17 protein-coding genes and 2 tRNA genes are annotated in these 22,808 nt (G+C 43.1%); 9 read left to right on the forward strand and 10 right to left on the reverse strand.

The genetic code is table 11. The features are described from left to right. Positions 1-929: 929 nt before the first annotated feature. The 4 genes from DXN04_RS10985 to DXN04_RS11000 are packed head-to-tail and all read left to right on the forward strand — an operon-like array spanning position 930 to position 4,409. Positions 930-2,150: a M50 family metallopeptidase gene (locus tag DXN04_RS10985; RefSeq protein WP_147319897.1), complete on the forward strand. Its 1,221-nt coding sequence runs from the start codon at positions 930-932 to the stop codon at positions 2,148-2,150. Then, positions 2,135-2,893 carry an alpha/beta fold hydrolase gene (locus DXN04_RS10990; protein WP_116853418.1) on the forward strand — a complete coding sequence of 253 codons (759 nt, stop codon included), beginning with the start codon at positions 2,135-2,137 and terminating at the stop codon, positions 2,891-2,893. The genes DXN04_RS10985 and DXN04_RS10990 overlap by 16 nt, the downstream gene beginning before the upstream one ends. Beyond that, a complete protein-coding gene (locus DXN04_RS10995) occupies positions 2,883-3,998 on the forward strand; it encodes a lysophospholipid acyltransferase family protein (RefSeq protein WP_116853419.1) in 1,116 nt (371 codons plus the stop codon). Before DXN04_RS10990 ends, DXN04_RS10995 begins: the two co-directional genes overlap by 11 nt. Positions 3,999-4,004: 6 nt before the next feature. Then, complete coding sequence (locus DXN04_RS11000; RefSeq protein ID WP_116853420.1) at positions 4,005-4,409, forward strand: DUF2141 domain-containing protein; 405 nt, start codon at positions 4,005-4,007, stop codon at positions 4,407-4,409. Positions 4,410-4,432: 23 nt separating this feature from the next. Here the strand turns inward: DXN04_RS11000 and DXN04_RS11005 are convergent, their stop codons facing one another. Both DXN04_RS11005 and DXN04_RS11010 read right to left on the reverse strand, forming a co-directional pair. After that, entirely contained in the window at positions 4,433-6,412 is a 1,980-nt protein-coding gene (locus DXN04_RS11005; protein ID WP_116853421.1) for a WD40/YVTN/BNR-like repeat-containing protein, read from the reverse strand. A 196-nt stretch (positions 6,413-6,608) separates the two neighbouring features. Then, positions 6,609-7,145, reverse strand: a complete 537-nt coding sequence (locus DXN04_RS11010) for a hypothetical protein (protein WP_116853422.1) — start codon at positions 7,143-7,145, stop codon at positions 6,609-6,611. 480 nt (positions 7,146-7,625) lie between these two features. Between DXN04_RS11010 and DXN04_RS11015 the strand changes: the two genes are divergently transcribed. Then, complete coding sequence (locus DXN04_RS11015) at positions 7,626-7,931, forward strand: EF-hand domain-containing protein (RefSeq protein WP_116853423.1); 306 nt, start codon at positions 7,626-7,628, stop codon at positions 7,929-7,931. Between the two features lie 153 nt (positions 7,932-8,084). On the opposite strand, the gene DXN04_RS11020 is transcribed toward DXN04_RS11015, so the two are convergent. The 8 genes from DXN04_RS11020 to DXN04_RS11055 all read right to left on the reverse strand — a co-directional run bounded on the left by DXN04_RS11020 (position 8,085) and on the right by DXN04_RS11055 (position 16,791). Then, the gene (locus DXN04_RS11020; protein WP_116853424.1) at positions 8,085-8,516 is read right to left on the reverse strand and encodes a hypothetical protein; all 432 of its coding nucleotides are present in this window, start codon (positions 8,514-8,516) and stop codon (positions 8,085-8,087) included. Continuing rightward, the gene (locus DXN04_RS11025; protein ID WP_116853425.1) at positions 8,513-10,501 is read right to left on the reverse strand and encodes a hypothetical protein; all 1,989 of its coding nucleotides are present in this window, start codon (positions 10,499-10,501) and stop codon (positions 8,513-8,515) included. Before DXN04_RS11025 ends, DXN04_RS11020 begins: the two co-directional genes overlap by 4 nt. A gap of 2 nt (positions 10,502-10,503) precedes the next feature. After that, the gene (locus tag DXN04_RS11030) at positions 10,504-11,850 is read right to left on the reverse strand and encodes a hypothetical protein (protein ID WP_116853426.1); all 1,347 of its coding nucleotides are present in this window, start codon (positions 11,848-11,850) and stop codon (positions 10,504-10,506) included. Between the two features lie 210 nt (positions 11,851-12,060). After that, positions 12,061-12,132, reverse strand: a tRNA-Arg gene (locus DXN04_RS11035). Positions 12,133-12,207: 75 nt separating this feature from the next. Continuing rightward, positions 12,208-13,992, reverse strand: coding sequence for an AMP-dependent synthetase/ligase (locus DXN04_RS11040; RefSeq protein ID WP_116853427.1), 1,785 nt, complete (start codon positions 13,990-13,992; stop codon positions 12,208-12,210). A gap of 15 nt (positions 13,993-14,007) precedes the next feature. Further along, a complete protein-coding gene (locus DXN04_RS11045) occupies positions 14,008-14,298 on the reverse strand; it encodes a 2TM domain-containing protein (RefSeq protein ID WP_116853428.1) in 291 nt (96 codons plus the stop codon). Positions 14,299-14,655: 357 nt separating this feature from the next. Then, entirely contained in the window at positions 14,656-15,870 is a 1,215-nt protein-coding gene (locus DXN04_RS11050) for an MFS transporter (protein WP_116853598.1), read from the reverse strand. A gap of 234 nt (positions 15,871-16,104) precedes the next feature. Further along, positions 16,105-16,791, reverse strand: a complete 687-nt coding sequence (locus DXN04_RS11055) for a FadR/GntR family transcriptional regulator (RefSeq protein ID WP_116853429.1) — start codon at positions 16,789-16,791, stop codon at positions 16,105-16,107. Between the two features lie 89 nt (positions 16,792-16,880). Between DXN04_RS11055 and DXN04_RS11060 the strand changes: the two genes are divergently transcribed. From DXN04_RS11060 to DXN04_RS34760, 4 genes are all read left to right on the forward strand, one after another. After that, on the forward strand, positions 16,881-17,531 hold the full coding sequence (locus DXN04_RS11060; protein ID WP_116853430.1) for a tetratricopeptide repeat protein: 651 nt from the start codon (positions 16,881-16,883) through the stop codon (positions 17,529-17,531). A 139-nt stretch (positions 17,532-17,670) separates the two neighbouring features. Further along, positions 17,671-18,237 carry a MarC family protein gene (locus tag DXN04_RS11065; protein ID WP_116853431.1) on the forward strand — a complete coding sequence of 189 codons (567 nt, stop codon included), beginning with the start codon at positions 17,671-17,673 and terminating at the stop codon, positions 18,235-18,237. Positions 18,238-18,300: 63 nt separating this feature from the next. After that, positions 18,301-18,372: transfer RNA gene (locus DXN04_RS11070), tRNA-Arg, on the forward strand. A 251-nt stretch (positions 18,373-18,623) separates the two neighbouring features. Then, the gene (locus DXN04_RS34760; RefSeq protein WP_158568965.1) at positions 18,624-22,733 is read left to right on the forward strand and encodes a hybrid sensor histidine kinase/response regulator transcription factor; all 4,110 of its coding nucleotides are present in this window, start codon (positions 18,624-18,626) and stop codon (positions 22,731-22,733) included. Positions 22,734-22,808 lie beyond the last annotated feature (75 nt).

Genomic DNA, 22,808 nt, shown 5'->3' on the forward strand with positions numbered 1-22,808 from the left:
TGCTAATCCACCCTGGCTATTCAATAGCCATTCGAATCACAGATTTTCAAACCAATTAAATCTTAAATCCCATGCAGGAATTAAACGTAGTAGAACTGGAAAGCCGCCTGGAGCAGGCCGCCGCAGCAGCACTGGTAGATATCACTATCAACTGCTAATCCACCCTGGCTATTCAATAGCCATTCGAATCACAGATTTTTAAACCAATTAAATCTTAAATCCCATGCAAGAGTTAAACGTAGTAGAACTGGAAAGCCGCCTGGAGCAGGCCGCAGCAGCAGCACTGGTAGATATCACTATCAATTGCTAATCCACCCCGGCTATTCAATAGCCATTCGAATCACAGATTTTCAAACCCTTCAAAAAATTCATCCCATGCAAGAGTTAAACGTAGTAGAACTGGAAAGCCGCCTGGAGCAGGCCGCCGCCGCAGCACTGGTAGATATCACTATCAATTGCTAATCCACCCCGGCTATTCAGTAGCCATTCAAATCACAATTTTTCAAACCAATTAAATCTTAAATCCCATGCAGGAAACTAACATCTTAGAACTGGAAAGCCGTGTAGAACTCGCCGCTGCTTCAGTAATCGACTCTATCACTATCAATTGCTAATCCATTTTTTCAATCAATTAAAATCTAACAAAATGCAAGAAACAAATATCGTAGAACTGGAATCTCGCGTTGAGCTGGCGGCAGCATCTGTGATTGATTCTATCACTATCAACTGCTAATCACAGCAGCCTGTAACCACCGGCAGGAACACGCGAAACCACAATTATAACAGTCCAAAATCTAATACTATGTATAGCTGTTATAAATCATTACCCAAAGTTGGTGTTGGTGTATGTTACCCGGCAATATATGATCACTAATGATGGGCATTTGATAAAAATGCCCATCATTTCAAAACCCTTCAAATCAGTTTATATGAATTTGAATCCTTTAAAAACAGAAAATTCCTTGTTGAACTATGATTATTCAATCACCAGTGCCTCCAATGAATTTGTATTGGCCTACCAGGGCCGGTACTTTAAGATAGGAGAATTCATGTATCAGATCTTAAGGGCGGGCCAGCAAGCCAAATACCTGGAAGATCTGCATGCTCAACTAGGTAATGTCGCAAATGTAAGCCTGGCCGGCCTCAAGGAAATCATTGACACAAAGATTCTACCCATCTTCAAAACCACAGCGGCAACGGCCAGTGAAGCGCCCGATGATGGATTCTGGTATAAGAAACAAGTTCTTTCCAGCAGGCAATCCACCACACTGGCCAAACCATTGTCCTTCCTGTTTGGCAAATCATTCTACTTCCTGTTCCTGTTACTGACAGGGGTAAACATTGCACTTTATTCCCGTACACACAGTATTGTAGCCAACGATGATCTGCCATTGGGAACTGAGATCCTGACCTGGGTCGCCTCTTACTTCTCTTTGTTCTTCATCATGTTCGTACATGAACTGGGACACACCGCTGCAGCCTACAAATCGGGCATCAGTGCCAGAAGCATAGGCCTGGGATTCTATACCATCATGCCCGCCATGTATACAGACCTGACGGATGTATGGACAGTCTCCAAAAGCAATAGGATCAAAATTAACCTGGCAGGCATCTACATTCAGCTGATCATCAACCTGGGCCTTGTAGCAGCATTGCATACTATCAGCAATGACTTTGCGCAAAGCTTTGTATGGAAGATCTATATCTTCAATAGTGTCCTGATGGCAGCGAACCTTGTACCACTCTTAAAGCTCGACGGCTACTGGGTCTTGTCAGATTTCCTGGGAGTACCCAACCTGATAAAGACATCCAATCAGCTTCTCCTGAATGCGGTCACTAAAAAAGATCCTTTTGAAGAAGAAAAGCCGCGGGACTATAGTCTCAAAAAAATCTTGCTGGTTGTATATACCATCATTCGCGTATCGTTCATCGTCTTTGTCACCTTTATGGCATTTGCCTTTGTATATGCCTCTATATTGAAGACAATCGCACTGATCAGGTACCTGCCTTACCTAAGTTTTAATTTCGAGACAGCCATTGAAGTGCTCAAACGCGTCGTGACTATTGTGATCATCTCACTGTTTACCCGGAAGTACAGGAAGCTATTTTCAAACGTCATATTAAAACGTGTAAAATGGTACAGAGCATAAACAAAAATGCGGATGAATGCCTGATATTCTTTAACCCCATGAGTTCAGACAGCCGCTTCTGGACGACCAATATTCCGAAGGATCTATTGGAACGCTTTGAGGTCATATTTTACGAATATCCTGGCTACAACAGGCCATTTATCAAGCTGGAGAATTTTAAGGAACTGGCCCAATATATCGATAAGGAAGTACTGGAAAATATTCATAAACCCATACACCTGGTCGGTTATAGTTACGGTGGTCTCCTGGTGCAGCACTTGCTGAATCTGAACCGTCAAAATATCAAGTCAGCCGTACTGATCGCCTGTGCAAACAGGATCCTGGCAAGAGATAAAGAGCTGTTGTCTGTACTGAAAAAAGTGAGTGATGTAGACATGTATCTGTTCTGTCGGGTACTGAGCCTCTTCTCTCACGGTTATGAAGATTTCAACAAGAATCCTTTGATCGGATTACAGAAGTTTTCAAACCTGAAACTCTCTATTCCTGACAAGGTACCTATCATCCAGCAAATGAATCACATTATCCGTACAGCACGGATCGAGATTCGGAAGCAGCCTACCAGGACCATGCTGATCTATGGATCAGAAGACAGGATGATCGATATGGATACACTGGATAGCTTACATGAATATTTAGAGAATCTGAGTTTTAAAAAGTTGATTGGAGAAGCACATATCATCGATCCGACGAAAATGTTTCATCACATTCACCAATTCCTAAAAACTGAGGAATATGCCATCTAGCAATTTAAGGCTCGAAATATTTGAGGAAAGCAAGCAGGAACTGAAAGCGTCTCTCGACAAGAAGTGGGAAACCCACAATCTGCAGACCTTCCAGTTCCTGTCTGCCAACCTTTCGAAATGTTTGCCCCATCTCCCGGAAGCCAAACACAAAAGTGCTTATTTTGATATTCTCTCTTACAAGGTGCTACAGGGCATCGATACACAGTTTAGCTCGAAGTTCAGCGATATAGATGATTTTAATGAGTTTAACTACGACGAAATCAGGAAGCATTTACCGGCATTGTTTGTTTCTTATCATACCGGGTCTTACAGATCAGCGATTGCTTTTCTTGTAAAGTACAATATCAATGTAGTGCTCATCGCAGATCCCCTGGCCTATAAATACAGCCTGGAAAAGATGTTGCAGCAGTTCCAGCAGGTGAAGGATGCCTTCAATTCTACTTCTGAATTCATCGTATTCCCTGCGGACAAAGCAGACCTTACCCTTCAGATCATGGGGAAGATGAAACAGGGATATTCCGTACTGGCTTATATAGATGGCAATGCGGGTTCCAATGGTTATCATAACCGGGATAATAGTTTGCCAGTGCCATTTTTCGGGCAGGAGATTTTTGTAAGAACGGGTTTGCCTACTTTATCTTTTTACCTGAAAGTGCCTATCATACCGATGTTGTCTTACTATGACGAGCGCTTACAGCCCAGGTGGAATGTATATGACCCTATTGCACCGCCTAAGGGTGTGAAGGAGCCTGCGGCCTATGTAGAAGAGAGTATTCGCTACCTGTATAGCATTCTGGAAAATGCATTGCAGACCTATACTATGCAGTGGGAAGGCTGGATGTTCCTGCATCGTTACCTAAATTTGGAAGTGGCGGCTCCGGCTTTGATGCCAGTGGAGAAAGTAGATTTGCGTATCAATGACAGGATTGGTTTGTTTATCCTGGATGACAGGTACTATGTATTAAACAAAGAAAATTACAAGCTGATGGAGCTGGAAAAAGAGGTCTTCCATTTGTTTGACAATAATAATAGCGATGCTATCATTGAGCGGCCGCTCGCAGATGTGCAGCTGCTTTATAAAAACAGATTCTTAATCCATAATTAACCTGAAATGAAAATATTATTTACAGCTGCGCTGTTGTTGACCTTTATTACCGGCTTCGCACAGCGGAATTGCTCCATAAAAGTTAATGTGAAAAATGTATTGATCAATAAGGGGGATTTCTATTTCGCGCTTTACAACAAAGAAGGCGATTTTATGAAAGTGCCTTATTCAAAGATCAAAATACCGGCCAGTCGTGTGAAGAACGGCGTTGTCTTTACCAAGCTGCCTGCGGGTGATTATGCAGTGACGATCTTCCAGGATCTGAATAGTAACAAGACCCTGGACAAGGTGATGTCTGTGCCGGTAGAACCCTATGGCCTTTCTAACAATGTGCCGGCTTATCCTACATATGCAAGCACGAAATTCACAGTTACGGATCAGTCATCCATTACCGTTAGTTTACACAATTAGGAAGGATCCCCCAGCAGATGACCTTACTGGTTATTTGAAGGCCAGGAATACAGGTACTTCACCAGTTCGTGCAGAATGGGCACTTTATTGTGTGTAGCCAGTAAGGATGGGCAGTTTTCCTGGAAGAAAGGGAGGATGCCAGGAGAGGTAGACGAAGTTGTGACTGTTGAGCGATCTATATAGATCTTCCATGGAATGTAAAGCGCATTCGGATTCATGTAGGAATTGGTGATAGTAAGTTTGCTGCCGGCATCGTTTTCAAGATAAACAGTGATCCAGTAGTGTAGATTAAATATATGGCTATCTATATTGGATAATGCCTGGTTGAGGCTGGCGGAATCTATATTTTTAACACTGTCTACACAGGCGATGAGTTTGTCGAAGTCAATGTTGTTTTGGTCAAAGTAGAATAAGGTATCAGGCCCTCCTACAACGTGGGGGTAGTTGAAAAGGTTGTATTGCTGGTATCTCTTTATATCCTGTTTACATTGTTGGTAGTCGGCTTCAGAGAAAACAATATCTTTCAGTACAGGTTGTCTTTTGTAATGCAGGCAGATTTCTTCTACGAATTTCGCTATATTTTTTGATGGTATGCCTGTAATCTCTGGCTTCAGTTTGATAGAAGCATACTGCACCTTCCCGGTGTCGATTCTGGATAGTACAAATTCATTTTTATGGCGGGTGTAACTGATGGCATACTCGCCGCTTCCATCGCAGTTGAAATATCCGGTAGAGAAGGTAATCTGCTTTACCGGGTGCTTGCGGAATTCATCCAGCATTGCCTGTGTAGTGGTGGCTTTGTTTGTTTGTTTACGGATATTAAAAAAGTAAACGGAATCATTAGATTCATAAGATAACTCTCCTTTGATAATCCTTATGTCTTTAGGACGATCCACCGGGAATGGCAGGGTAAATGCATATTCCCATTCTTCCTCTTTTGTTTGCCTGAAGATTTTGTTCCCCGCGGCACCATAGATCTTATTAGTATAAGCTTCGTGTAGCTCCACAGTATCCTCGTCCGGAGGTCCTGGTTTACGAATTAAATACTGCTTTAATTTCCCTTCGTTATTTACAGCCAGGATGCTTGAATCTGATTGGATGAACAGGCGACCGTTCCTGGTGAAGAGTTCTTTTATTTTCACCGGGATCTTCGTTACTATTTGTGGTAGCAGTGTTTCATCAGTTTTAACAACCTGTCCTTTACTGGTTAAAAAGTACAATGCGGTATTCGTTGCATCAGTACTGAAATTGGTATAACCAGGCAGGTAGTTCCAATGAATGCTATCCTTTTTGGAATAGAAGATCATGCCTTCTTCGCTGACAAGCAGGAGGTCTTTATAGATACTCACTTTATCTATTTCCGGCCGGCGTTTCAGATCAGTTTTGCGATAGGCCTGTTGATCAAGTGGTGTGGGAAGTTTTTTCCAGGGTTTGCAGTTATTGGAAGTATAGGCAATGGAATTCCATACGGAGCCAATCATGCCTTCGTGTTTTGGATTGAAATAGATGGTATGATAGAATTGGCGTTCATCATACACAGGGAGTAGTGTCCAGCTAAGTCCATAATCTTTTGAATAGGCAAATATCCTTCCTCCGATGCAGATCCAGGCTTCTCCATTGGCGAGCACCCAGGCATTGTTGGCCTCGCCGTCAATGCCGATGTTGATGGGAGTCCAGGTTTTGCCACCATTTTGTGTATGATAAATGAATTTCTTGCTGTCGTTAATGGAGATATTGCCGTATAAAAAGCCGGTGTCGCGATTGAAAAAGATGCTTTTTTCAAAGGAGTCGGAATGTCTTTGTGTTGATTGTATTACCTGCCAGGGGCCATCCAGTGCGTCTGCAATAGCCACATCATTCAATCCATTGCTCACCCTGAATTGCTCATTGGCAGATACACTCAGTTGTGTAGGGCCATAGCTCTGATCGAGTGGGATGGTAGTTGATTGCTGGGCACAGATATGCCAGGTAGGTAGTAAAAACAATAGGACAATCCATCTCATAGCAGGATACTTAAGATTTACGATGAGTTGAAATTAAGCATCCGGGGGCAGAAATGCGAGTTTTTTAAATTATAGCTATGTTCTTTTGCCTGTGGTTCTTTTATGAATTTGCCTTCAGTACTGTTTCAGCACTTTTTCAGCTCATGAATATTTTATTAGTTTGCTTTCAGCATTTTATAGTTTGCTATTCCTGGTTTTACATCAACAGCTCTTTCACCGTCTCATTTCCCGGCAAATCCACTGCCGTTACTACTATTCTGGCACCTGGTGGCAGAATAGCCACTTTATAATGCCAGTCCACGCCGTTCCTGCCTAATACAGCCTTTCCTTTTTCCATGATGACACCTTCGGCATCTATAACCTTTACCTCCACCTCAGCGATCCTGAAATCGTCTTTTGCCCGCACTATCACTTCTTCGTCTTCCAGGCGGATTTGCTGGATCTCCGGTGAGTTATAGGCATCTTTTATCGCCATATTCCAGGCATTCTGTCCCGCACCGGCTTTGGATTTATAATACGCCTTCAGCTCAGGATCTTTCAGGATCTCCTTTGCATAAGCTGCCGCTAATTGCATCTTAAACCTTGCCTCCAGCTGTTTGTCAGTCGGTTTTTTATTTGACCGGCCGCGCTTCTTGGCCATGATGATCTGGCCGTTCCGTTTGTAAATGGTGATTTGATCGCCCAGTGATCCACTGACGCATTCGAAAAGAATATTGTCTTTAATGATAGCCATAAAATTGGTTTTGGGGTTTGGAGCTAACAATAATCAATGTTAAAGAATAGTAGTCAGATACCCTGCGTCTTTTATACTAATTGAGTACTAATACATCATATTACCGACACTATAAGGTCACTTCAATATCAATTCGATATTGAAGTGACCTTATAGTGTACTTATAGTGTTCTTTTGATGATAGGATGGTATAAAAGCCAGATAGGAGATCAGAACCTTTCCATGGCCTTTGGTTTAACTACATAATAAAATGATTCAGATGGAGAATGCTTTTTTTGACGGGAGCTTAGTTTTTTGACAACCTGGTTAATGGAGTAAAACAGTTTGATTTGAAAGTGTTTACAACAACTTTTCAGTTACCGGATTGATCAATAAAATCCATTAATGGGCCAAAATTGATGCTGAATTAACATTATTTAACTATAGTTTGCTTTAAACTACTTAATTTGTAACTAGTCTGATTATTAAAACATACAAATTATGAGCAAGAAAATCCTGTTATCAGTAAGTCTTTTAGTAGCATGTGCATTTGTATCAGTAAGTGTGAACGCACAAGATCATAAAGATCATAAGAAAGATCCCGAAAAGTACATCAAGAAATTAGATGCAAATAACGATGGAAAGATCAGCAAAGACGAAGCAGATAAAGCTGAAAAAGGTAAACTGAAAGATCACTTTGCCAAAGTTGATGTGAATAAGGATGGTTTTATTGATAAAGCTGAATTGGAAACTTACTGGAAGAATAAGCAAGCAGCCAAGGAAGCAAAGAAACAGCAAAAGTCATAACAAAAAAGGAGATGAAAAATATTCATCTCCTTTTTTGTAGCCCCGGGAAATTTATCTTACGCCCGTTTACTCTTAAAATAATACTGTTTCAGCCCCGGTCGCTTACGCAAGGTTTGCTGACTTTATTTATAGCCAGCTGGCTGAACTCTGGCTTTACCGGGATACTATAATATTAGAATATAGTTTGTGTTCCGCGGGATGATCTCCTATGGTGGTCAGGAACATATATCTGACAATTGTCTCCTTTGTTTTTCTGGCATCTTTTTTTGTGACTTCACCGGAATAGATGGTAGTCCCTATTAACACCCTAAACGTCAAGGTTTCATTAGGTAAAATTCTTGCAACGGTAGTATTAGGATTTTCAACATTGCAAAAAACGTCATAATCGTTAGATACCCACTTTTTACCAAATAATTGTTGTTTATATATTGAGAAGAAAAGTGTATCATTTAAAGAAACGTTTTGAACTTCCAGTAAAGCGCTGTCAGCTGATATATTAGATGCCTTAATAATCATAGGCTGGCTCTGGCCATACAATTTTCCGGCAAACATTATAAGTATGAATATGAACATTATTTTTCTCATGAGCTTGTTTTGGTATCCTTTTTTGTTCCGCCAACTGTTTTATGATTAGGGGATGGGTATTTAACCATCACCTCGATCTGATCATTACCAGCCTCTTTATATTCTTTCAGTTTATCAAAAAGGGTTGTTTCACACTCCGTGCATCCATGCGAATAGCCTTTTTCTGAGTCATGAAAATAAAAAGAATTTAAATTTCTTTGCTTTGAAGTTGCGCCTGTAACATTGACTGGATCAAGATGTGCACGTTTCTTTCCCCAATCTGCATAGGTCCATCTCCAGCCCTTCTTTTTTGGATCGGGATTCATCACAAAGTCTGGTATTTTTTCTATGCCGCCTTCGGGACTTCCCACCAAGTCGCCTTTGTCGTTTGCATTTGCTACCCGGTCAAAGTCCGGTTTTAGATTTATTTTATATTTCCCTTCAGGAGTAGGCCCTACATCACTTTTATCCTGATACATCGCTATTCGGGTATCTACTATTTTATATTCTTTATGACCATCAGGCCATGTTGAAGTTTGAATTGTTTTATCCATGCCAGAGGTTGCTTTGTAAACGGCTAAGAGATTTTTTTTATCACCGTATTGTCCTCCATACCAAAATATCTTATTTCCCGTAGATAATATCCAGTCGTCTCCATCAGGATCAACACGGCTTATGGGATTATTTTCTACAAAGTTATAGGGAGATGCGTTAGGGAATTTCTTCGCCATAGGGTCTATACTCCACCCAAAAATGGCCAGATCAAAATTGTATTGATTATGAACAGCATCTTCTTTTAGAAAAGCAGTGATTTTTCTGGTTTGGGTATCGAATTCAGTGTGACCAAATATTTCTTTTCTCCTGGTAGTAATCTCCTCATCAAATAGTCCGTTTGATAGTCCAATATACCGGGTGTTTTTCAGCCGTTTGGAGATATGAATAATTGTATCTTGCTGCCAGCCATTAAGCAGCATGTTTTTTACATTAGCAGGCATTTCTCTATAGCCCATATCATATACATGACTGATCCATTGTTGGTATGCTGTAAACTCCCGTGTAGTTTCAAGTTGTTTAAATGTTTGATGTTGCTGCGTCAATCTGCCTTCCAGTAATGCCGACTTAAACAGCATCGCGTTCAGGTTATGGTCGTCATACTTTAAGGCCGTTTTTACGCAGGAATCGAGGAAATAATCGTCATGAATGCCAAATTTATATTCATACCCCTTGGCAAGGTATATTAAACAAAGTGTGATCGATTGCTTAAGATCTAATTCTCTCAGGGCAATTCCATTTTTTACAGATTCGGTCGTACTATGTGTAAGTGTTTCAATAGTGCCAACGCCAGGGAACGATCCGTTTGAAAGTTCAATGTTGTATTTTATGCCATTATTATCCTTATGAACGATATAGATATGTCCGGGTGCGGTACAAAGCGCTGCATCTGTATTAAATCTTTCTGAGAAAATTTTAAACAGTGAGGCCAATGCGAAACAGTTCCCCGTTTGCTTATTCAACAGATTAATAACCTGGGTGTTCCGCCAGTCGTTGGTGCCCAGGGGATCATTATAAGCATACTTGAATTGCTTATACTTGAATAATTTTTTCTCGGGCCATAGTATTATACCGGGTTTTGTAATATAACTGTAGATGGCATAGTTCATTAACGCTTTTTCATATTCCTCACGTTTCAGTTTTTTATTCTCCAGCAGCTTGCCTGTTGGTTGCTGGCCGGAGCTGTCTTTCAATGTTTCATAAAGCTGCATAATGTTATTGGCATGCAAATCGAGTATCGTCTTATATGAATCGTGGTCAACTCCTCCTTCCCACCAGGCATTTTCAATTTCATATATAGCTTCCTCGTAATCCATCTTTTCATGGCCATTTAACATGGCTTCCAAATGCTGTTTTGCAATGTGAAAATATGATCCGGCGGTTGTATCCTGCTCTGCCTTAGCCGACAATGCAGTTAAGATTACAAAGAGGGTAATAGGTAATAGAGATCTCATGATTAGTTATTGTATTCGCCTTTAATGAATAGGTTTTTAGTATGTTTTCCACTAATGTTATAGTGGTTTTGGGTCTTTGCTTTGGCTTCCTGCTGCAGCATTAATTCTTTATACATTCCTTCAGGCAGTTCCCTGTATCCCAATGTTGTTATATGTGCTTCAGTTTTTAAGTATTGCTGATAGTATTTCTGCGCCAATGGTACGTTGTCAATATCATCAATACTGCTGATATGATTACTTCGCATTAATCTTAACAGCTCATTTTTAAGATGCATACTATATAGAAACAGGGAGGTGAGATTATTATTTTGTGGGAAGTATGGATTGCCGGCCTCCAGGCAGTTTAATAAAAAGGTATCGTCTCCGGTTTTGTCTGTTATTACATATTCAACAGCCAGGTCAAATATACAGTTAGCAATTATTTGACGTGTATTAAGGGTATCAAGATAAATACCTGAAACAATGGCATCCTTACTGATGAACATGTTATCCATATACCATTTGTCAGATATTTCCCAGTTGGTTGTTGCCTCATAATTAACAATATTACCTTTATTGTCCGGGTACTTTATAAAAGAATGATGTGGTGTAGCAGAAAGATAAGCTTTTACACCCATAGCCTCAGCCAGCAATAAATATACAGCCGGCATTGACCCACATTGTCCAAACCCTGTGGCTAAACATTTGGTGAGAAACGTGTTACGGTAGTCTGCTGTTCCTGTGTAATCGTTGTAGTCATAATGGAATGGTTCGTGTTGAATTACCTCCATTGTGGCACCTTTATCTTTATGGTTAACAATTTTACTAATAACCAGCGGTTCAGACATGAATCGTTGAATAGCATATTGTACCATATAGCTATCCTTTAAATTTAATTTGTTCTGAACCATCCATGTTTTAATGAATGCTGCCGACTGAGCGACAATATTATCATATTGTTCTTTGGTCAGGTAAACGTTGCCATATGCCTTTTCAATTATGTAATAGGCATTTGCCAAAGACAGTTGCGTCTTGCCTGTCAGCATATCTTTCAATTGGTTAAGCGCCAGTTGAAAATTTTCAGTATGCGCCACAGGATAGTGATGATCTTGTGTTGATGCATAGCCAGATCGTTCTCGCGTGTTTTGGAGCAGGGCGGCTATTTCTTCTTGTTTTTTTGCAATAATAGAATCGATGTTGGCGGCCTTTATACTATTGTTTGAACTAATAGGCCATCCATTCACTTTCAAAGGAGTGCCAATGGGCTGGTAATTATTCTGCTGCGGTACCGGGGGGCGTTTTATCTGACTTAAGCTTCGGACTGGAGCATAGAATATAAGGGTTAATATCAGTAATATTCTTACAGGCATTATTTACATAGGGTATAGGACATGTAAGTTATAACTTATTTATAATAGATAAGCAGGTAGTCTGGATGATAAAATGATTTAATTGAAAAACGATTGATATGTGGCTGGGGTAGGGAACTTCAGAGTATAGTTTTCTTTTTTTTAACCCCGACACGGCAAAAGAAAAAGGCAATACCAGATAAACCGGCATTGCCTTTAAAATCTTTTTTGTAGCCCGGACAAGAATCGAACTTGTATCTAAAGTTTAGGAAACTTCTATTCTATCCATTGAACTACCGGGCCGTCACTTTAGGAAAAACCCTCCTTTAGCGGAGTGCAAAAGTAAAGGATTTTTCCAAAATTCCTTCACACAATTAATTAATTATAGATTTTCTCAATCTGATCTGCATATTTCTGGGCAATCACTTTCCGCTTTACTTTCAGTGTCCCCGACAGCTCTCCTTTGGCAATCGTCCACTCCGCAGGTAGTAACTCGAACTTCTTCACCTGCTCAATATGGCTAAAGTAGGCATTGTATTTTTCCACAATCTGTTGGTACAGGGTCTGTACCTCCGGCAGGCGGCACAGTGCCTCATGATCACTCAGCTGGATCCCTTTTTTATGCGCCCAGCGTTCCAGTTGGGGGAAGGAAGGTACAATCAGTGCCCCGGTAAATTTCCGGTCTTCGCCCACCACCATCATCTGCTCGATGAAGATCGATTCCTTGAACTTGTTTTCAATCGGCTGGGGGGCTACGAACTTACCACCAGAGGTTTTGAACAGTTCCTTTTTACGGTCGGTGATCTTCAAGTATTTGTTATTGACCAGCACCCCGATATCTCCTGTATGGAACCAGCCATCTTTAATGGCTTCGGCAGTCAGGTCGGGGCGTTTATAGTAGCCGATGGTCACATTCGGGCCTTTTACCAGGATCTCCCCATCTTCGGCGATCTTCACCTCCACGTTGTTAATCAGTGGGCCTACGGTGCCAAACATGCGGTCTTTTTCTTCTGTGCGGTTCACGCTGATTACGGGTGAAGTTTCCGTCAGTCCGTATCCTTCCAGGATCGGGATCTTTGCGGCGGTAAAGATTTTCAGCAATCTTACCTGGCAGGCGGCAGAGCCGACTACGATCACATCGATGTTTCCACCCAGTGCTTCCCGCCATTTGCTGAATACGAGCTTGTTGGCCATGGCCAGTTGTACCTTATACCACCAGTTCTGGTCTTTATTGATATCAAATTTCTTACCCAGGTCTACCGCCCAGAAGAAGAGGGCTCTTTTGATGCCTTTCAGTTCCAGTCCTTTGCCCATGATCCTTTCATACACTTTCTCCAGCAACCGTGGTACGGTGGTGAAGATGCTGGGCTTTACTTCCCGCAGGTTATCCGCGATGGTTTCCAGGCTTTCCGCATAGTAAATGGGTACGCCGGCAGTCAGGTATACATACGAGACAGTGCGTTCGAAGATATGATTGAGGGGGAGGAAACTTAAGGCTTTGGCAGAAGAGTTCACGGGCAGGCAGGGGGTACAGGCATGTACATTGCTCATGATATTTTCGTGGGTCAGCATCACGCCTTTGGGGGTTCCGGTAGTACCTGAGGTATAAATGACGGTAGCTAATTGTGCCGGATCGATGCTGTCCCTGATAGCTGCTATTTTTGGGAAGTCCGCTTCGTCGGCCATGGCGGGAATTTCCAGCCAGTGGCGTGTACCGGGCACCTGGTTGAAGGTAAATACTTCCCTGAGGTGTGGTAGCTTGCTGCGGATGGCCGAGACTTTGTCGTAAAGGTCTTTGTCGCTTACAAAGAGCAGGCTGGCGGCGGCATCGTTCAGGATGTATTCCAGGTCGTGATCGCTCAGTGTTGGGTAAATCGGGGCGAGTACGGCTCCTGCCTGCTGGCAGGCCAGATCCGTAATGAGCCACTCGGGGCGGTTGGGGGATAGGATGGCTATTTTGTCCACTGCTTCCGGGGAGCGGTCGGTCTTTCCAATTCCTAATTTCAACAAGCCTGCACTAAAGCGGAGTGTCAGATCGGCTACATCCTGTGTGCTGTATTTCTTCCAGACGTTGTTTTCTTTTCCTACCAGCATGTCAGCTTTTGGAAAGTGCGCCAGCTGGTATGCAATGATGTCGAATAATCTCCTTGGCTGATCAGTCATATTGCTTTTGGTTTATTACAGGCCTCTGTGTTCCTTCTCCGCTTGCAATCGCTCATATTCTTTGAGTGTATCACCAAACGGGTCGCGGTGGAAGGCATTGAAGTATTGGAATGCAATGGCCAAACCCCATCCCAGTCCTGGCCATACCGGCCATGGTGTACCTCCATAATAGTGACCAGTGGTAGCATACCAGATAGCCCAGAAGAAGAGGTTCATAACGAGGTATACAATCAGGGAATTCTTAAACGCTATTCTGGATTTTGCAATCTTCCAGAGCCTTTCATCCCTTTGTTGTGTAGTTTCCATATGTTTCGTGGTTTAAAAGATAGGCGCGTCACTAAATATAGATAATTTTTTTGAAATATCCCGGGGGCCACAACAACTGCAATAACATTTCAGCAGAACCGGTTAATTTTGATCAGACAACCTAACAGACAGACTACTAGCAACATTATAACTACCAGATCAGCGCATTACGACATTCCACGGATTACACTTAAACTTATTGACGATCATCACACGCAACGATATTCAAAGATTGTGTCTTAATGGTTATTTAATTGATGAAACCCAGGGCGTTTTGTTTAATAATGCACTCACCAGTCCCTGGTGATAAACTTATCCTTTATCATTAGGGACCGGTGAGCTGGTTTTTACAACAAACTACTTCCTGGATTTCTCGATATCCGGCAGTAATCCTGTTAATAAGCCTATCAATGGCAGATAGGCGCATAACTGGAATACGTAATCTATGCCCCTACTATCCGCAATGTTTCCCAGTACGGCGGAGCCGATACCTCCCATACCGAATGCAAGTCCGAAGAACAGACCGGCTATCATCCCTACCTTGCCGGGCACTAACTCCTGCGCATATACCAGTATTGCAGAGAAAGCAGATGATAGTATAACTCCTATGAATATACTCAGCACGCATGTCCACATCAGGTTTGCATGTGGCAGCAGCAATGAGAAAGGGGCTACGCCAAGGATGGAAATCCAGATCACATATTTACGTCCGATCCGGTCGCCCAGTGGCCCGCCAAAGAAGGTGCCTGCTGCTACGGCAAAGAGGAATACAAACAGGTAGATCTGTGAAGACTGTACGCTTATATTAAACTTGTGCATGAGATAGAAAGTATAGTAGCTGGTCATACCTGCCATGTAGAAGTACTTGGAGAAGACCAGGACCAGCAGGATGCTCAGTGCAAAAATCACCCTGCCACGGGAAAGGTGATTGTCTGTATGTACCTGTACTTTTTTAGGTTTCAGGCGATGTGTATTTTGTTTATACCAGGAGCCGATATTGATCATTACCACAATTGCAAGGATGGCCAGTACGGAGAACCAGCTCAGGCTGGACTGTCCATGTGGTACTATAATCATCGCTGCCAGCAGGGGTCCCAGAGAGCTACCGGCATTACCACCCAGCTGGAAGAGTGATTGAGCCAGGCCATGCTGTCCGCCGGAAGCCATATGCGCCAGGCGGCTGGATTCAGGATGGAATACGGAGGAACCGACACCTACAAGGCCTACAGAGAATAATACAAAGTAGAAGTTGTGGGCCTGTGAGAGACATACAAGACCTAGTAAAGTAAAGCCCATGCCTATGATCAGGGAATAAGGCTGTGGTTTTTTGTCGGTGTACAAGCCTACCAGTGGTTGCAGCAGGGAGGCGGTGAGCTGGTAAGTCAGCGTGATGTAGCCTACCTGGCTAAAGTTGAGATGCAGTGAATCTTTTACGATTGGATAAATGGCAGGGATCAGTGACTGGATAGCATCATTGATCAGATGAGAGAAGCTGAGGGCCAATAGAACAGAGAATACGGTCCTCTCAGCGGCCTGTTGTACAGGTGCTTTAGCAGTGGCGATCTTTTCCATATAATGTATCAGTGAAAAAATAGGTAATAACATCCCTGGACCGCTTCCCTGCAGTGGGGGGCGGAAATAACCGGAATTGGTATTACTGGTTGAGAATTTGGATTTGTCTGTATTTGTGCCTGATAATTTTCAATGCTCATTGGAATTATCAAAGAACAAGTACACTGGTTATAAATTAAAAGATATAATGAGTGTTATTTATACTCTCTCTCTCATTTCCTTGTCTGGTAATCTTTAAAGGTACCTGCTATCGTTATGGTCGATGATCTTCTGTACACATTGCCATGCTTTCTGATCATCCTGTGCCACGATATTATTCAATAGATTTTTATGTAGTTGCTGCGTATTTACAAATGTATCCGTCGTCTTAAACCGCTCCAGGAACTTTGCCTTCAGGTGCATAGCAACCGTTTTATACAAATCCGTCAGGATACTGTTATTCGAAGCCTGTGCTATTGCAAGGTGAAACTCAATATCGGCATCAATACAGGCAGCCACATCATTGGCCGCACCATATTCCTTTCTTTTTTTCAGTGCAGCCTTCATCCGCTCTATATCTTCTTCCGTTCTGTTCAGCGCTGCCTTCTGTGCTATTTTCAGTTCCATCAGTTGCCTTACTTCGTCCAGGTCTTCAAACTGTGCGCGTTTGAGTCGCTGGGGGAGGGGTTCTGCAATACCGGCCTGCTCTTCCACAAAAGTGCCTAAGCCCTGCTGTACCCTGAGTACCCCACTATTGGCCAGGATGCGTACGGCTTCCCGGATGGTGGAGCGACCTACTCCAAACGTCTCCATCAACGCCGGTTCGGTAGGTAATTTTTCTCCTGTTTTATAAGTTCCCAGGGAGATCTGCTCCTGTAGGCGCTGTGCAACCTCGTCTGTGAGGCTGTTTCGCCTGATTGGTAAGGATTGTTTATTCATCATATCATCTGATGATTCAAAGGTAGTAATTCCTTTTAAATCCTCACATCTTTTTTTATTTATCTTTGCGCCTCTTGTAATAGATTTGACAGATGAAAGCATTAAACTTATTTATTCGTTATAGGTTACCACTGGGTATCATTCTTTTGTTGGGCGGGATTGCACTGGGTGCTTCAGTAGGTTGGTGGGAAGCCACAATCGTACTGGTACTGGCTGTCATCTGCCTGGTTACCCATTTCATGTTTGGCCCTATGCGCCTGGTACAGGAAGCTGTTGAAGCTGGTGATATCGATACTGCTATGGCGATGATGAATACCATTAAATTCCCTAAATTGTTATATAAGCCAATTCAGTCTGTTTATTACTTTATGCAGAGTAACCTGGCGATGTATAATAAGGACCTGGACAAGGCAGAGGCGACTATCCGCCAGAGCATCAAGTCTGGGAGCCCGATGAAGGAGTATGAAGGAATGCAGTATTTCCAGCTGGGTACGATTGCATACCAGAAGAATGACCTGAAAGAAGCGGATTCCAACCTGAAGAAAGCGGTAAGAATGGGGCTGCCTGATAAGGAGAATACTGCTGCCGCGCTGCTGACACTGGCATCTATCGCGATGAGCCGCAGGGATTTTAAGACTGCAAAGGACTTTTTCCGCAGGGCAAAGGCGCAGAAGCCGACTACTGCACAGATCGTCAGTCAGATCAAGGAAATGGATAAATATATTTCCCGTATGCCGGGTTGATCCGGGCTATGGCTATTAAAACAAAAGGGCGCTCCTGTACGGAGCGCCCTTTTGTTTTAATAGGTACAATACTTACCGGGCTTACGACAATATTTAATAGCCAATTAAATATTACATTTGCAGGAAATACGAACCCTGCATGTTTCATTTTGACCAGATCTTAGCCATCACCTTTACACTCTTTGCTGTAATTGATATTGTTGGTTCTATACCCGTACTTATTTCGATGAAAGAGAAATTGGGGCACATTGATTCGGGCAAGGCGACCCTTGCTTCCGGTGTGCTGATGATTCTTTTCCTTTTGGTAGGGGAGCCTTTTCTGAAATTATTGAGTGTGGATGTGCATTCATTTGCGGTAGCAGGTTCGATTGTGATCTTTGTAATCGGGCTTGAGATGATTCTTGGTGTGGAGTTTTTCAAGAGTGAGAAGGATACGAAAACAGGGAGTTTGATTCCTATTGCATTCCCATTGATCGCGGGTTCAGGTACGCTGACTACGATTATGTCACTGAAGGCGAACTTCGACCAGTGGAATATTTTTGCGGGGATTCTTATTAATTTGATTATCATTTATATAGTGCTTCGCTCTTTGAGCTTTATAGAGCGGATATTGGGTAAAGCGGGTTTGATGGTGGTTCGTAAGTTCTTTGGGGTGATCCTTTTGGCGATCGCAGTGAAGATATTTAAGAGTAATCTTAACCTGTAGTTTTTGTAATTGAGATCAAAAACATTAGTTTTGCCTTCCTTGCTCAAAGAGAGAGGGCGTTTTGGCCTCGTAGTACAATGGATAGTATAAGAGTTTCCGAAGCTCCAGATACAGGTTCGATTCCTGTCGAGGCTACAAATAAGAAGGAACACCATCTGGTGTTCCTTCTTTAATTTATGATCAATTTAGAAGCTGTTATTGTTGTCAGGTATTAATAGTAACATAAAAATGCATGATAACATAATGAAAGTTATTGTACATTTTCATGTTACTATTGGAGCCGTCGTTTCTGATTGTCAAATAGTTATATGAGATTGTGTGAATCTGCAGATGTCTCTTTCCGGCCTATTACCAGTTCCAAATTTTCCCCCTAGATTTGTGACGTTATGCTTAAGCGACTTATTTGTACCGCAATCCTCGCATTGTACGTACATCTACTTTGGGGACAGAACTACCAATACCATACATTCAAAAACATCGCCATCGGGCCGGAAGCAACCACCATCAACGCTTTCGCCCAGGATAGCCTTGGCCTCATGTGGCTGGGTACCAATAACGGCCTCTATAGCTATGACGGCTTTTCTGTTCAATCGCACCTCGGCAACGACACCTCCCACAAAACCTTCGTATACGATATCATCGTCATCAATAAAGAACTGATGTGCCTGGCCATGGAGAATGGCATCTTCTTTTACAACTATCAAAAAGATCAATACGAAACCACCCCGGTACAATTCCCTACTGATGTCCGGACCCTGCTCCTGGAAAACGATCATTTGTGGATCGGCTCTTTCAAAGGCCTCTTTAAATATAACCTTCGCTCCAAAAAACTGGAAAGCGTCGCTTACAAAGGCTTGTCCAACCACACCATTTACTCCCTGACCCGCGCCAGCAACGGCGACATCCTGATAGGTACTTACAATGGCCTCTATTGCCTCCCTGCCGATAAATCACAGATCCGCCAGATCCCATTGTCCGACCCTCATAAACGCAGCAACCTCTTTGTCAACGCACTATTTGAAGATACAAGCCGGAACATGATCTGGATCGGAACTGAAGGAGGCATCTATTATTACAATTTTCACCTTAACATCGCTGTCAAGTTGCCAATCCTGCAGGATCACTCCATAAAATCACTGACTACGGATAACAGGAATAAGCTCCTGATCGGAACAGATGCGGGGTTTTATATATACACCCCTGCCACGGAACAATTAGAGCACATTGTACACGATGCCCGGAATAAAGGATCCATCGTCAACAATATCATCTGGAGCCTTTTTAGGGATAAGGAGTCCAATGTCTGGCTGGGTACTGACTATGGAATTTCCCTCTTGCAGAATCAGAATAGCCTGCAGGTCATCCCTATTTTTGAAATTACCCATGAGAAAGATGGGAACAGGTTTTATAATATTTACAAAGATTCCTATGGAGAATATTGGTTAGGAGGAACGAATGGCATCATCCGGTCCAGCTCTCCCGGTGGGCATGAGGTCGTATCTGCCTGGTATAAGATGGGGGATAAGGCGCTGCCAATTTCGCACAACCGCATCAGGGATATCTTTGAGGATAAGAACAGGAATGTATGGGTGGCGACTGATGGAGGGATTAACAGGTATGACCGGCAGACAAAGGCGTTTGTTAATTATAATATTATTGACAGCTCCCAGGCCCGTAATGCTAACTGGGCGTATAGTATCCAGGAAGATGATCAGCAGCGGTTGTGGATCGCGACCTACCTGGGAGGAATTTTTGTTGTAGACAGGGAGGGCTTGAGCGGGAGAAAGATCGTTGGAGATAGGGACCGGCTTAATGGGAGCACTAATATGGTTGCAGGCAATCCTAATACTGCCCCAATCATAGCCGTCCGCAACCTCGCCGCCCACAACGGCCTGGCCGGCAATTCCGTCAACCAGCTCACCAGGGACCAACAGGGAAATATCTGGGCACTGATCTACAACAGGGCCGTACATAAAATCAATCCACATACTTTCAAAGTCGAAACCGTAATGGATGGCTCCACCCATCCATCCTACATGATCGCCGATGATGCAGGCATCATATGGATCGGCTGCCAAAGAAGTATCACAAGAATAAAGGACGGCGCAATAAAGACCATTCCATTCAAAGCGGATGAGATCCTAAGCATGGAACAGGTAGAAGGGAAAATCTGGATCTCCACCAATGAAGGCATCTGGATGATAGACAGGAATACCACACAGGTCCAAAGGTTCAATAGCAGCCAGTCTGCCTTTACATCCATGTATTACGACCGCGACCTTCATGAGGTATATATGGGTGGACCAGATGAATTAGGGATTACCTCCGCTGCTATTCAACCTGCTACAGGTGATGGTGCCAGATTGTACCCCACTGCTATGTACATCAACGGTAAGTTATCCGGTTCCATCAGGTACAAAGATGAAATCCGGCTGAGCCATGAGCAGAATAACCTGGCTTTTGCTATCTCAGACCTGAATTATTCCGACCCTGAAGGCACCCGCTATGTATACAGGATCACGCAGATGGATGATGACTGGAATACCTTGCCGCTTAATAATAACCTGATCATCTATAACAATCTTAGCTACGGGCATTACACCCTGCTGGTAAGTAAACTGGATGCTTATGGAAAGCCGTACGCGAACCCTTTAAAATTATCCATTACCATTATTCCACCCTGGTATTATACCAATCTCGCCAAGGCGATTTATTTCCTGATTGTAGTGGGACTCGTACTCTGGGCGATCAATTTCTTTAGGGTAAGGCATAACCTGAAAATCGAAAGAATAGAAAAGCAAAAGACGGTTGAACTGACCAACCTGAAGATGAACTTTTTCACGGATATCTCCCATGAGTTGAAAACACCATTGAGTTTGATCCTGGCCCCAGTAAGCCAGATGATTGCGGAGACCAGGAGTCCGCTGAAAAAGAAACAGCTGGAAGGCATCCAGCAAAATGCGCTGAAACTCAATGCCCTGATTCATAGGGTGCTGAATTTCAACCGGGCGGATAGTAGTGCACTGTCTGCGCTGGTATTGTCAAAGCTGGAACTGGTAACTTTCGCCAGGAAGCTGTATGATTCCTTTATTAATAAGCAGGTCACTTTTACATTTAGTTGTAATAGGGAGGAGATGTATATTGATACGGATATTATCAGGACGGAGGCGATTATCAGTAACCTGCTATCCAATGCCTGCCGTTATACAGGTGATGGCGGGGCGATACATTTGGACCTCAACAGGAAGAATAATGTAGTTGTTATAAAGGTGACAGATACCGGGATTGGTATTCCGGCTGCGGACCTGCCTTATGTGTTTGAGCGGTTTTTTAAGTCTTCGATTACGGCGAAAAATAAAGAGGGATCGGGGATTGGGCTTTATTTGGTGAAGAATTATGCGGAGCAGTTGGGGGGATATGTGAATATAGCATCTGTGGAGGGAGAAGGGACTACGGTCACGGTGACTTTGCCTGTACGGGACAAGGAGGAAAACGCCATTGATCTGAGAGAGGAAGGAGCAAAAAATGATGTAAACAATCAGGAACAAATCCTTATTCATCCAAATGAAGAGGACGAACACCAAAACCATCACCAATACCTAAACCAGGACGAGGACCAAAACCAGCAATATCACTATCATCAAAACCAAAACCAGGATCAGAACGAGCAGCTAAACCTGCAACAGGACGAGGACCAAAAACAAGATCAGTACCAGCACCCTGCCCCGGGCGCAGGCTCCCGCAAAAAAATCCTCATCGTCGACGACAACCAGGAAATCACCGAATTCCTCCAACAGGCCCTCACCCCACAATACCACACCCTCACCGCCCACGACGGCAAACAAGGCGAAACCCTCAGCCTTGAATACCAACCCGACCTCATCATCGTCGATGTTATGATGCCTGTCATGAATGGCCTCGAAATGAGCAAACGCCTCAAAAAACAAGTCAAAACCGCCACTATCCCTATTATATTACTAACCGCCAAAGACGACAAAAAAACCGAATTAGACAGCATCGACCTCGGTGCGGATGCCTTCATGTCCAAACCCTTCGACATCTCCATCCTCCTCTCCAGGATCGAACAACTCCTCAAACGCAAAGAAGACCTGGAAAACCAGCTGAGAATCTCAGCCCTCACTAACCCAAGCGAAGAAAATCCCCTCTCCCGGGATGAACAATTCCTCTCCGACATCACCCAAATCATAGAGGAAAAAATGGACGACCCACAATTCAACGTCCAGGTACTCAGTGAACTTAGCTTCACCAACCCGAAACAACTCTACCGGAAAATAAAACAACTTACCAGCCTCACCCCCGTAGAATACATCCGCTCCATCCGGATGAAAAAAGCCGCCTTCCTCCTCCAAAAGAATAAATTCTCCGTGGCGGAAGTGATGTATATGGTCGGCTTCTCAGAAGCCTCCTATTTCTCCAAATGCTTCCAGGCAGAATTCGGACAAACCCCTTCCCAGTTTATAAAGAACAATTCCTAAGGCTAAATTCATAATCTAATTGTAATTATTATATTATAAATATGAAAATGCAATATATATCCGTCTTGTCTGAAT

It is taken from the genome of Chitinophaga silvisoli (assembly GCF_003412465.1).
Taxonomy (GTDB): domain Bacteria; phylum Bacteroidota; class Bacteroidia; order Chitinophagales; family Chitinophagaceae; genus Chitinophaga; species Chitinophaga silvisoli.

Coding starts and splice junctions, on each gene's coding strand:
- DXN04_RS11030 (WP_116853426.1), bottom strand. CDS start 11,850: ATGCCTGTAAGAATATTACTGATATTAACCCTTATATTCTATGCTCCA.
- DXN04_RS11040 (WP_116853427.1), bottom strand. CDS start 13,992: ATGACTGATCAGCCAAGGAGATTATTCGACATCATTGCATACCAGCTG.
- DXN04_RS34760 (WP_158568965.1), top strand. CDS start 18,624: ATGCTTAAGCGACTTATTTGTACCGCAATCCTCGCATTGTACGTACAT.
- DXN04_RS11000 (WP_116853420.1), top strand. CDS start 4,005: ATGAAAATATTATTTACAGCTGCGCTGTTGTTGACCTTTATTACCGGC.
- DXN04_RS11005 (WP_116853421.1), bottom strand. CDS start 6,412: ATGAGATGGATTGTCCTATTGTTTTTACTACCTACCTGGCATATCTGT.
- DXN04_RS11050 (WP_116853598.1), bottom strand. CDS start 15,870: ATGGAAAAGATCGCCACTGCTAAAGCACCTGTACAACAGGCCGCTGAG.
- DXN04_RS11065 (WP_116853431.1), top strand. CDS start 17,671: ATGTTTCATTTTGACCAGATCTTAGCCATCACCTTTACACTCTTTGCT.
- DXN04_RS10985 (WP_147319897.1), top strand. CDS start 930: ATGAATTTGAATCCTTTAAAAACAGAAAATTCCTTGTTGAACTATGAT.
- DXN04_RS11025 (WP_116853425.1), bottom strand. CDS start 10,501: ATGAGATCTCTATTACCTATTACCCTCTTTGTAATCTTAACTGCATTG.
- DXN04_RS11055 (WP_116853429.1), bottom strand. CDS start 16,791: ATGATGAATAAACAATCCTTACCAATCAGGCGAAACAGCCTCACAGAC.
- DXN04_RS11010 (WP_116853422.1), bottom strand. CDS start 7,145: ATGGCTATCATTAAAGACAATATTCTTTTCGAATGCGTCAGTGGATCA.
- DXN04_RS11015 (WP_116853423.1), top strand. CDS start 7,626: ATGAGCAAGAAAATCCTGTTATCAGTAAGTCTTTTAGTAGCATGTGCA.
- DXN04_RS10995 (WP_116853419.1), top strand. CDS start 2,883: ATGCCATCTAGCAATTTAAGGCTCGAAATATTTGAGGAAAGCAAGCAG.
- DXN04_RS11060 (WP_116853430.1), top strand. CDS start 16,881: ATGAAAGCATTAAACTTATTTATTCGTTATAGGTTACCACTGGGTATC.
- DXN04_RS10990 (WP_116853418.1), top strand. CDS start 2,135: ATGGTACAGAGCATAAACAAAAATGCGGATGAATGCCTGATATTCTTT.
- DXN04_RS11045 (WP_116853428.1), bottom strand. CDS start 14,298: ATGGAAACTACACAACAAAGGGATGAAAGGCTCTGGAAGATTGCAAAA.
- DXN04_RS11020 (WP_116853424.1), bottom strand. CDS start 8,516: ATGAGAAAAATAATGTTCATATTCATACTTATAATGTTTGCCGGAAAA.